The sequence below is a fragment of the Indolivaga macrotermitis genome (assembly GCF_900128985.1).
Lineage (GTDB): Bacteria > Bacteroidota > Bacteroidia > Bacteroidales > Dysgonomonadaceae > Dysgonomonas_A > Dysgonomonas_A macrotermitis.
The window spans coordinates 553,153-565,057 of record NZ_FQUC01000002.1 but is presented as its reverse complement, the minus strand read 5'-3'; the positions used below and the strand labels follow the sequence as shown (position 1 = coordinate 565,057).

Genomic DNA, 11,905 nt, shown 5'->3' with positions numbered 1-11,905 from the left:
TTACAAGAAAAAGCCCGTACAGATTCAATAGCTAAAAAACGGGGAAAGGATTTTCAGCTTTCCTATTTTCTACCCAATCTTTCCTATTTTCCCCCACTCATATAAGGTAATCCTCTATTTTTGCCTATCATACTAAACCGAGGAATACCATGAAAATCAAGCACTATCTACTAATTCTGTTTACTACCTGTTGGTCGGTTCATTTATTAGCTAATCCGGTAAACGGCCTGCTTGAAAGAATTGATAAAGGAGCATCAAAAAAGTTTATTATAGAAGTCAAAGAGAATACGAGTGATTTTTTTGAACTTGACCAAAAAGGAGATAAAGTTGTTGTCCGTGGCAATACCTATGTTAATATAGCGACCGGTATCAATTGGTATCTGAAATATTATGCCGGAGTGCATCTGTCATGGAATGGGATGCAGGCAAAACTTCCTCAGGTACTTCCGCCTGTATCTCACAGAGAGAGACGTGAGACATCACTCTCATTACGTTATGATTTCAACTATTGTACTTACTCCTATACAATGGCTTTCTGGGATTGGGAGCGTTGGGAAAAGGAAATAGACTGGATGGCGCTACATGGTATCAACCTGCCTCTGGCAGTAGTGGGACAAGAGTGTATCTGGTTTAATATGCTTCAAAAACTAGGTTACAGTAAAGAAGAGATAAACAGTTTCATTTCCGGCCCTGCTTTCCTCGCATGGTGGGCAATGAATAATCTGGAAGGGTGGGGCGGACCTAATCCCGACTCGTGGTATATACAACAGGAAGCACTGCAAAAGAAAATATTGGGGCGTATGCGCGAATATGGGATTAAGCCTGTTTTTCCGGGTTACTCGGGAATGGTTCCGCATAACGCTGATCAAAAATTAGGGTTAAATCTGACAAAGTCCGACTTATGGAACGGTTTCACACGTCCTGCTTTTTTGCAACCTACCGACCCACGTTTTGCTGAAATAGCAAGTTTATACTATCAGGAACAAGAAAAATTATTCGGTAAGGCTGATTTCTATTCTATGGATCCATTCCATGAAGTGGAGGATGCCGGTTCGGTAGATTTTGATGCAGCAGGCAAAGCTATAATGAAAGCTATGAAGCAGGTGAATCCAAAAGCAACATGGGTGTTACAAGGATGGACAGAAAATCCCCGGCCGGAAATGATTGAGAATATGAAAACCGGTGATCTGTTGATATTGGACTTGTTCAGTGAATGCCGTCCCATGTGGGGAATTCCTTCTATCTGGAAACGTGATAAAGGATACGAACAACACGATTGGCTTTTCTGTATGTTGCTGAATTTTGGAGGCAATGTAGGACTTCACGGGCGGATGGATCAATTATTAGACAATTTCTATCTTACCAAAAATAATCCGCTGGCTGCTCACCTGAAAGGGATAGGGTTGACTATGGAGGGGACAGAGAATAATCCGGTTATGTTCGAACTGATGAGTGAGTTGCCTTGGCGCCCCGAAAAGTTTACAAAGGAAGAGTGGTTAAAAAATTACACTTTTGCCCGTTATGGTGTGAGAGACGAAAAGATAGAACAAGCATGGATGTTACTCGCCAATAGTATTTATAACTGTCCGTTCGGCAACAACCAACAGGGACCTCACGAGTCTATCTTCTGCGGACGCCCGTCGTTAAATAACTTTCAGGCATCCAGTTGGTCGAAAATGCAAAACTATTATGATCCTACTGTTACAGAAGAAGCTGCAAGGCTTGTGCTTGAGGTGGCAGATAAATACCGTGGAAATAACAACTTCGAATATGATCTGGTAGACATAGTACGCCAATCGATATCCGACAAAGCGCGTATTACGTACAATCGTACTATTGCCGATTTCAAGAGTTTCGACAAACGGAGTTTCGTCCGTCATTCGCAAAAGTTCTTGGATATGCTTTTGTTGCAGGACAAACTATTAGGGACACGCAGTGAGTTTCGTGTAGGTCGCTGGACAGCACAGGCGCGAAGTCTGGGTACTACACCGGAAGAAAAAGACTTGTATGAATGGAATGCCCGTGTGCAAATTACAACTTGGGGCGACCGTATTTGTGCTGATGATGGTGGACTCCGTGATTATGCCCATAAGGAGTGGAATGGTATTCTGCGCGATTTCTATTATAAGCGTTGGGAGGCTTATTGGCAGACCTTGCAAGATCAATTAGATGGTGAACCCGAAGTGATATTGGATTACTATGCGATGGAAGAACCGTGGACTTTGGCTAAGAATCCGTATACAGTTGCTCCCGAAGGAAATAGTGTTGATGTAGCTAAAGAGGTATTCAATAAAATATTCAACCATGAATGACACATCATTAAATAAGAGATTACTCTCTCTTGATGTACTGCGTGGGATTACGGTTGCCGGGATGATTCTCGTCAATAATTCCGGGGGCAAATTATCTTATGATTCTTTGCAGCATGCGGAATGGAATGGACTGACGTTTTGCGATCTGGTATTCCCGTTCTTCCTATTCATTATGGGTATCTCTACTTATATTGCACTCAATAAATTTAACTTTCAGTCATCTTCCTCACTGGTTAGGAAGGTTTTGAAACGCACCCTTATTATTTTGTGCATAGGCTGGGCTATACATTGGTTCGGATACATCTGTAAGGGAGATTTCTTCCCTTTCGGACATTTACGACTAACAGGTGTATTACCGCGTATCGCTTTATGCTATTGTGTGGCTTCTTTTATTGCATTGTATGTCAATCATAAATACATCGGATGGATAATCGGGATATTATTGGTAGGCTATACTGTACTGCTTTGTATCGGTAACGGATATAACCCGGATGAAACAAATATATTGGGGATTATCGACCGAAATCTGCTGGGATCCGGACACCTGTACTATAAAAGTATCATAGACCCCGAAGGGCTTACCAGCACTCTACCGGCAATAGCCCATACTCTGATTGGTTTCTATTGCGGAAGGCTGATACTGAAAAAAGATACATTGGAACAAAGAACACTGCAACTGTTTGTTGTAGGCTTCATACTTATGGCCTTCGGCTTTTGTCTTACAGAAGCAATACCTCTGAATAAGCGGATTTGGTCGCCCTCTTTTGTATTGGTCACCTGTGGATTGGCTGCTATGCTTCAGTCTGTACTGATCTATTTTATCGACATGAAGGGGAAAACACGTTGGTGCCGCTTCTTTGAGGTCTTTGGAGTCAACCCTCTATTCCTTTATGTACTAAGTGAGGTAACTGCGATTGTCATCGGAGCAACAGGTGTTAAACCTGGTATTTATGGAATTGTGTATCTATTGATACCTGACCCCTATCTGGCATCGGCTGTTTATGCCCTTGTTTTTACGTTGGTAATGGGTGCATTCGGCTACATATTATACAAAAGAAAAATTTATATAAAAATATAAATGAAACAAACAATCTGCACATATTGTCCTATACTGCTGATAGCTATATTGCTACATTGCCTGATGTCTTGTAGGAGCGGAAGTAATAGTGAGGCGGAATCGTTGTTGAAATACGTCGATACACGTGTGGGGACAGCTCCCAGCATAACTCATACAGCCGGTAAATTCGGAAAAAAAACGGAAGAATACGGACAAACGCTTCCGGCGGTGCTAGAACCCAACGGTATGAATTTCTGGACCCCTCAAACCCGTGATACAGAACTAAAATGTGTAGCTCCGTATTATTATACAGATACGTTGCTGCAAGGTTTTCGCAATTCGCATTGGATTGTGGGCGGATGTACTCAGGATTATGGTTCGATGACACTTATGCCTCTTTTCGACAATCTGCGTTGTCAACCTCTACAAAGAGCAACCCGTTTTTCGCATCAGGACGAAGTGGCAACCCCCTCATATTATTCGGTCTTTTTACCCGATGAGAATATTCATACCGAAATGACAGCCCGTTCGCGTTCGGCAATTTACCGTTTCACATACAAAAAAGCAGGCAAAGGATATCTTGTTGTAAACCCGAATAGTGATGAAGGGCAGGGGTATATCTCTATTGATACCATCAATAATCAAATCTATGGATACAATCCCGTCCATCGTATCTATCAGGGGTTGGGTAAACCCGCAGGATATAGCGGACATTTTGTTATCCAATTCAATAAGAAGATAACAAACTATGGTACGTATAGGGGTGACTCTTTATTTACCCATGCTACTCAGATTGACAAGGCTCCACGAATGGGTTTATTCATAGAATTTGATGTAGAACCGGGTGAAGAAGTTTTGATAAAAGCGGCATCCTCCTTTGTTAGCAGGGAAGGAGCAATCCGCAACCTGGAAGCTGAAATTCCTCATTGGGATTTCGACCGGACTCGGACAGAATTAAGTCGTATATGGGAACTGCACTTTTCCTCGATAAAAGTGGAAACGGAAAACCATACGGATAAAGAAAAATTTTACGGAGCTTTTTACCGGGCTTCATTTCTTCCACGCACATTCAATGATGTGGACGGGCACTATCCATCTTTTGCAAAAGGTGAGCCAATACGGCAGTTGCCCGAAGGTGAAACGTATTATGAAGATTTCAGTATGTGGGATACTTACCGTGCCCTGCACCCTCTTATCAACCTGATCTATCCGACCAAAGGTGGAGACATGATGCAGTCGTTGGTACATAAATACGAACAAGGAGGTTGGCTTCCGGCTTTTCCTTGTTGGAATAGTTATACAGCTGCTATGATAGGCGACCATAGTATTGCGGCTATTGGTGATGCTTATAGTAAAGGCATCCGCAACTTTGATGTAGAGAAGGCTTATGAAGGTATGAGAAAGAATGCTTTTGAAATCCCGTCCGATATCGATGAATATAAAGACGGCATGGGACGTCGGGCACTGACTTCCTATCTGAAATATGGCTATATCCCTCTTGAAGATGCTGTGCCGGATGCATTTCATACACAAGAGCAGGTTTCTCGCACGATGGAATACGCTTATGATGACTTTGTGCTTGCTCAGATGGCAAAATCTCTGGGTAAGACGGCAGATTACGAGAAGTTGATCTTACGGGCGACTAATTACCGGAATGTAATTGATCCTCGTACCGGATATGCTCAGGGACGGCATGCCGACGGAACTTTTCTGGATGAGAATAACGCTTTCAGCTTTGTTCGTTTCATTACTGAGGGAGCGCCTTGCCATTATACATGGTATGCTCCACAGGATCCGTATGGATTAATGGAATCTATGGGGGGAAAGGCTAATTATATTGCAAAACTTGATTCCATGTTCAGCGAACAACGATATTGGCACGGAAACGAACCTTGTCATCAGGTCGCCTTTATGTTCAATTATGCAGGTGAACCCTGGAAAACCCAACAGGCTGTCCGCCATATTATGGAAACGGAATATTTGAATACACCGGGTGGTCTTGCAGGTAATGACGATGCCGGACAGATGTCGGCTTGGTATATGTTTGCCGCGATGGGATTTTATCCTGTTTGTCCCGGTACACCTTATTATATGCTTGCCAGCCCTTCGTTTCCAAGCCTTACCCTACATCTGGAAAATAAAAAGACATTTACAGTGAAGGCTTTAAAGGCATCGGAAAAGAACATCTATATTCAATCGGCAACATTAAACGGGAAGCCTTATACACGTAATTATATAACCCATCAGGATATAATGAATGGAGGTACAATGGAATTTGTAATGGGTGACAAACCGAATACCGGATGGGGAACCAGACCTGAGGATTGCCCGCCTGATATGATAATGTAAAAATATAAAGAAAGGAAAGACATGATGATACATCTCAGAAATACGATATTATTTTTATTTCTCCTGTGTTGTTCTGCCACATACTCTCAGGCTTTTTACAACATAATGGATTATGGTGCTGTATCTGATACTACACGCTTATCCACAAGTGCTATCCAGAAGGCTATAGACGATTGTTCGGCTCATGGGGGAGGTGTAGTATGGGTTCCGGCCGGGGACTATCTGATTGGTACAATCCAGCTGAAAAGTTTTGTCAATCTCCATCTCGATGCCGGAGCTACCATATATGCCAGCAGGAGGAGCGAAGATTTCAGTAATTTTATCAGGAATATTGGTGCGGCTGATAATGCCGAAGCCGAAATGCTGATAGGTGCAGTCGATGCCCGTGATATTTCCATTACGGGACAAGGTATATTACATTGCCGGGCTGAACGTGTCGGCTACCGCCGGGAACCGAAGACAGTAGTGACAGATTCTATTACTGCCCGTGAAATTGTAAATGCCGGCCAGTATGGAGTCGACTATCAGAATAAATTCAGGAAAGTACCTCCGTACCCCGGAGCAATTAATTTTACCGGATGTACTAATGTGCAAATTCGCGGCATACAGATTATCGAATCCTCTTTTTGGTCTGTTCACCTGCAATGGTGTGACAGAGTGTATGTTGACGGTATATATATTATGTCCGACCCTCATAACGGAGTCAATGCTGATGGTTTGGACATCGACGGATGCAGCAATGTGATGGTCAGCAATTGTCGGATTGATACAGGGGATGATGCTCTGTGTCTGAAAACAACCCGGCAGAATGGAAGAACACAACCTTGTCAGTATATTACTATCAGTAATTGCATATTGACTTCTTCATCTGCTGCCCTTAAAATAGGAACCGAATCGCATGACGATTTTGAGCATATCACGGTATCCAATTGTGTTATCAATCAAGCGAATCGAGGTTTGAATATAATTGTCCGTGACGGAGGTACTGTCCGTAATGTAGTTTTTTCGAATCTGACTATTAATACTGTCCGGAAAGAAACATTCTGGTGGGGAAATGGCGATCCAATCTGGTTTACAATACAAAAGCGTGGAGATATCCCATTTGCGGGAAATATAGAGAATATTACACTCAGCAATATTATTGCTCATGGGCAAAGTGGTATCCGCATGGAAGGGTTCAGCAACCGGATGAAAAATATACGCCTTCGTGATATTCAGCTATTTATGGAGCCGGAGAATGCTGTCGACAAAAGATCCCGTAATGGATTCCTGTTTTATGGAGTAGATGAGCTGTCTTTAGTCGATTGCTTTGTGAAATGGAATAAGGAGAAACCCGAAAAAGAATGGGAGAGGGCTTATTTCTTCCAGAATGTTAATGATTTATCGCTTGTCAGGGTGAGAGGAGATAAAGCTCCCGGAAGTAGTTATGATGCCTTCGGATACGAAGGTTGCGAAAATGTAATCATAGAAAAGTAATAACAAAAAGTAAAATATAGATGAAAGTAAAAGTATTTTTCATTGCCTTATGCAGCATCTTCTTGCTGGGAGCCTGTACAAGTCCCAGAACAGAGAAGACTATCTATAATATTATGGATTATGGAGCTAAGGGAGATGGCAAAACAGACGATGCCGTAGCTATACAAACGGCGATTAACGAATGCTCGCAATCGGGTGGAGGAACAGTAGTCGTTCCGGCAGGACACACGTTTATGTGTAGCCCCTTTGAATTGGCCTCTTTTGTCGAACTTCATTTGGAGCCAAATTCCCGTTTGCTCGCTAATCCCGATGAGGTGGTATATACACAGAGCGCTTTCCGCGAAAACCGTGGTGAAGGTATGATGTGGATTTACGGGAAAGATATCAAACAGGTCTCTATTACAGGTACGGGCACTATTGATGGGAACGGAGTTGCGTTTATGGGAAAAGAATTGGAAGACTCTTATGAATTGAAGCCGATAACCGATTTTGATCCCCGTCCGCATGTCCTGACCTTGATTAATGTGGAGAAAACAGTAATCAGGGATATTACCATCCGTAATAGTGCCTATTGGACTGTTCACCTTATTGGCTGTAATGATGTTTCTATTGATGGTATCAGTATTCTGAACGATCTGAAAATACGCAATGGTGATGGTATCGATATTGATCATTCAAAAAATGTGCGTATTTCCAACTGCCACATCGAATCAGGTGACGATTGTATCTGCCTGAAAAACCGCAGGGAGTTTGAAGAATATGGTTCTTGCGAAGACATTGTAGTAACAAACTGTACAATGGTTTCCCGTTCGTGCGCTATTAAAATAGGTTCGGAGAATATGGATAAGATAAACAATGTGCTGTTCAACAACTGCATAATCAAGGATAGTAACCGGGGAATCGGTATTCAGAACCGTGATGAAGGCACTGTAACTAATGTAATATTCTCGAATATGATTATTGATTGTAAGTTTTTCTCCGATGTATGGTGGGGGAAAGCCGAACCTATCTACGTAACGTCTTACCCACGAGCTATAGGTAATCATAAAGATGCCGGATGGCGCTTTCCTAAGGGTGCGACCGAGGGACGCTGTGGTGAGGTAAGCAATATTTATTTTACTAATATCAAGTGTATCAGCGAGAATGGTGTATTTGTAGGAGGAGACACCCCCGAAAAGGTTAACAATATCTATTTCAAAGATATAAATCTGCTATTACATAAACGTACAGCATATGAGGGTGGTGTATACGACAAACGTCCCTGTAACGGAGAAGGTTTTATTCATGACAAGACCTATGGTTTCTATATGGATACTGCATCAGATATCAGACTCGACGATTGCATCGTTACTTGGGGAGATATACGGCCCGAACATGCGGCAGAAGGTATTAAACAGATAAATGTTCGTAATCTGAAGATCAACAATTAAATCAAAGCTTATGAAACAATACTTTATACTCATTTTGTATCTGTTGTGTGGACTTTCGGCCTGCGCTCAGCCTACACTTGAGCAAACAGGTAGCATTTATTATGCCTATCCTACACCTGCCGGAGTCTATACTCCTGTACCGGAAGGGTATACCCCTTTCTATATAAGTCATTATGGGCGTCACGGCTCCCGTTGGATGACAGATGATAAACGCTATACCGAAATTATCAGTGTTTTCGATTCGCTTTATCAATGTTCGGGATTAACACCACTTGGTATAGATGTTCGCGAACGGCTGCATAAGGTATGGGAAGATGCACGGGGGCGTAGTGGCAGCATTACTCCACTTGGCGAACGTCAGCAAGGCGAAATAGCAGAGCGGATGTATCGCAATTTTCCTCAGGTATTCGAAAATGAAGCATATATAGATGCACGCTCATCTACATCTCTGCGTTGCGCCATAAGTATGAGCTACTTTATGCGACGGCTGAAAGAGCTGAATCCTACATTACGCACCGATCAGAGGGCTTACAATCGTTATATGGATTATATTGCTTATACCTCCCCCGAAGGAGAAATTTTCTCGTCCGAGACAAAACCGGCTCCGTGGAGGCGTAGCTTCCGCGAATTTGAACGGAAGAATGTTCAACCCGAACGTTTGTTGGCTTCATTATTCGTAAATCCGGATGCTATAACCCGTCGGGACGCCTTTATGCGTGGAATGTATTGGATCACTGCCGATATGCAGAACGTAGATATAGATGTTTCTCTTTATGACATTTTTGAATACGAAGAATTAGTGGGGATTTGGAAGACTGTAAATGCCCGTATGTATGTGTGTAATGCCAATGCCCCTCTCAATGAAGGACTGATGCCCGATTGCGCAATCCCCTTACTCAGCAATATATTGGAAAGTGCAGAGGCTGCCATAAAAGATGGTACTCCTGCCTCGCATCTCCGTTTCGGGCACGATACACACCTTATCCGTTTACTTGCCCTGATGCAGGTGGAGGGGTGCAACAATCGCGAGTCGGATATGGAGAAATTTCATTTGGCATGGCAGGATTACCGTGTTGCCCCTATGGGCGGCAATCTGCAAATAATCTTCTTTCGTAATAACGAGGATGATATTCTGGTGAAATTTTTACTTAATGAAAATGAGGTGAATCTTCCTATCGAAAGTAGTACTAATCCTTACTATTCATGGAAGGTGGTTAAAGCTTTTCTGGGAGAACAAGTAAAACACGGTATGAGCTAAATATGCCGGAATACCATTCAAGAAGAATAATTAAAAAATCAGATTATGAAATCTCTCAAAATTATATTTGCCGCACTTGCTCTTTCAGTAGGGGTAACTGCGCAAACCAATGAGCTTATTATTCAAACTCAAAAGAAGGGAGCCAAAATACAACCGACCATGTATGGCTTGTTTTATGAAGATATAAACTATGCCGGTGATGGCGGATTGTATGCCGAATTGATAAAAAACCGTTCGTTCGAGTTTCCACAGCATCTGATGGGATGGACTACCTTCGGTAAAATTACGTTGCAGGATGACGGTCCTTTCGAACGTAATCCCCACTATGTGCGCTTGTCTGATCCGGGACATGCTGAAAAGCGAACCGGGCTACAAAACGATGGCTTCTTTGGCATAGGAATGAAGAAAGGGGAAAAATACCGTTTCTCGGTGTGGGCACGCTTACCTCAGGGAGGGGCGAAGTCGAAAATACTGATAGAGATTATCAAGACCAATACTATGGCAGAGCACCAGGCTTTTGTCACACAGGAATTGGAAATAACTTCCTCTGAATGGAAGAAATATGAAGTTATTCTTACTCCCGAAATGACTGAATCAAAATCAACACTCCGTATCTTTTTGGCATCGCCTACAACAGTTGATCTAGAACATATTTCTCTTTTTCCGGTTGATACATACAATGGACATGAGAATGGTTTGCGTAAAGATCTGGCACAGGCTTTAGCTGATATCAAACCAGGTGTTTTCCGTTTTCCCGGAGGATGTGTTGTTGAAGGGACAGACCTTGATACCCGTTATGAATGGAAGAAGACAGTGGGACCGGTCGAAAACCGTCCTTTGAATGAAAATCGTTGGCATTATACTTTTCCCCGGCGTTTCTTTCCCGATTATTACCAGAGTTACGGCTTAGGGTTTTATGAATACTTCCTGTTGTCGGAAGAAATAGGAGCTGAACCTCTTCCTGTATTGCATTGCGGATTGGTCTGCCAATATCAGAATAAAGACATGCTGGCACATGTCCCTGTTGATGAACTGGATTGTTATGTACAAGATGCTCTTGATTTGATCGAATTTGCGAATGGAGATGTGTCTACAACCTGGGGTAAACTTCGTGCTGAAATGGGACATCCGGCATCATTTAACCTGAAATTTCTGGCAATAGGTAATGAACAATGGGGACCCGAATATGTAGAACGTCTGGAAGTTTTTGTAAAAACAATACGGAAAATTTATCCCGAAATTAAGATAATAGGCAGCTCGGGACCTAAATCTGATGGAGAGGAATTCGATTATCTTTGGCCTGAAATGAAAAGGCTGAAAGTGGATCTGGTTGATGAGCATTTTTATCGTAACGAAGATTGGTTCCTTAGTCAGGGGGCACGTTATGATAATTACGATCGTAAAGGTCCGAAAGTATTTGCCGGAGAATATGCCTGCCATATCCGTAAGAAAAAATGGAATCAATTTTATGCCGCACTTCTCGAGGCTGCTTTTATGACAGGTATGGAACGTAATGCGGATGTAGTACACATGGCTACCTATGCGCCTTTGTTTGCTCATGTGGAGGGTTGGCAGTGGCGTCCCGATATGATCTGGTTCGACAATCTCAATAGCGTATGCACAGCGAGTTATTATGTGCAGCAAATGTTTGCTGTGAATAAGGGTAGCCATACTTTAACGTTAACCATGGATAAAAAGAGTGTAACCGGAGCAGAAGGTCAAAATGGTTTGTTTGCTAGTGCTGTATGGGAAGAGGCTGACGGTACATACATTGTGAAAGTGGTAAATACATCCGAGATACCCCAACCTGTTACTTTAAATTTTGCAGGGCTCGGGAAGAATAATAAACTTAGTAGTGGTAAATGTATTACATTGCATACTAATGATTTATTAGAAGATAATACATTGGAGAACCCAAATGTAGTAGTACCCGAAGAAAGCAATGTGAAAATTGACGGGAATATACTGAATACCCAATTAGGCGCCCATACTTCTACTGTATATAAATTCAAATTGGACTGAT

The 11,905-nt window shown here is 42.5% G+C and carries 7 protein-coding genes; all 7 read left to right on the top strand.

Features of this window, described 5'->3' with window-relative positions; all coding sequences use genetic code 11:
• Positions 1-149: 149 nt before the first annotated feature.
• The 7 genes from BUC12_RS05335 to BUC12_RS05305 are packed head-to-tail and all read left to right on the top strand — an operon-like array spanning position 150 to position 11,904.
• Complete coding sequence (locus BUC12_RS05335; RefSeq protein WP_062175911.1) at positions 150-2,312, top strand: alpha-N-acetylglucosaminidase; 2,163 nt, start codon at positions 150-152, stop codon at positions 2,310-2,312.
• Positions 2,305-3,390, top strand: a complete 1,086-nt coding sequence (locus BUC12_RS05330; protein WP_062175912.1) for an acyltransferase family protein — start codon at positions 2,305-2,307, stop codon at positions 3,388-3,390. The genes BUC12_RS05335 and BUC12_RS05330 overlap by 8 nt, the downstream gene beginning before the upstream one ends.
• Positions 3,391-5,718 carry a GH92 family glycosyl hydrolase gene (locus BUC12_RS05325; protein ID WP_062175914.1) on the top strand — a complete coding sequence of 776 codons (2,328 nt, stop codon included), beginning with the start codon at positions 3,391-3,393 and terminating at the stop codon, positions 5,716-5,718.
• Between the two features lie 21 nt (positions 5,719-5,739).
• Positions 5,740-7,194: a glycoside hydrolase family 28 protein gene (locus BUC12_RS05320; protein WP_062175916.1), complete on the top strand. Its 1,455-nt coding sequence runs from the start codon at positions 5,740-5,742 to the stop codon at positions 7,192-7,194.
• A 20-nt stretch (positions 7,195-7,214) separates the two neighbouring features.
• The gene (locus BUC12_RS05315; protein WP_062175918.1) at positions 7,215-8,624 is read left to right on the top strand and encodes a glycoside hydrolase family 28 protein; all 1,410 of its coding nucleotides are present in this window, start codon (positions 7,215-7,217) and stop codon (positions 8,622-8,624) included.
• Between the two features lie 10 nt (positions 8,625-8,634).
• The gene (locus BUC12_RS05310) at positions 8,635-9,882 is read left to right on the top strand and encodes a histidine-type phosphatase (RefSeq protein ID WP_062175920.1); all 1,248 of its coding nucleotides are present in this window, start codon (positions 8,635-8,637) and stop codon (positions 9,880-9,882) included.
• Positions 9,883-9,927: 45 nt separating this feature from the next.
• Positions 9,928-11,904 carry an alpha-L-arabinofuranosidase C-terminal domain-containing protein gene (locus BUC12_RS05305; protein ID WP_062175922.1) on the top strand — a complete coding sequence of 659 codons (1,977 nt, stop codon included), beginning with the start codon at positions 9,928-9,930 and terminating at the stop codon, positions 11,902-11,904.
• The last annotated feature ends 1 nt before the right edge of the window (position 11,905 follow it).

Excerpts from the sequence above, each read along its gene's own strand:
- BUC12_RS05305 (WP_062175922.1), top strand. The coding sequence starts at position 9,928 with ATGAAATCTCTCAAAATTATATTTGCCGCACTTGCTCTTTCAGTAGGG.
- BUC12_RS05325 (WP_062175914.1), top strand. The coding sequence starts at position 3,391 with ATGAAACAAACAATCTGCACATATTGTCCTATACTGCTGATAGCTATA.
- BUC12_RS05335 (WP_062175911.1), top strand. The coding sequence starts at position 150 with ATGAAAATCAAGCACTATCTACTAATTCTGTTTACTACCTGTTGGTCG.
- BUC12_RS05330 (WP_062175912.1), top strand. The coding sequence starts at position 2,305 with ATGAATGACACATCATTAAATAAGAGATTACTCTCTCTTGATGTACTG.
- BUC12_RS05310 (WP_062175920.1), top strand. The coding sequence starts at position 8,635 with ATGAAACAATACTTTATACTCATTTTGTATCTGTTGTGTGGACTTTCG.
- BUC12_RS05315 (WP_062175918.1), top strand. The coding sequence starts at position 7,215 with ATGAAAGTAAAAGTATTTTTCATTGCCTTATGCAGCATCTTCTTGCTG.
- BUC12_RS05320 (WP_062175916.1), top strand. The coding sequence starts at position 5,740 with ATGATGATACATCTCAGAAATACGATATTATTTTTATTTCTCCTGTGT.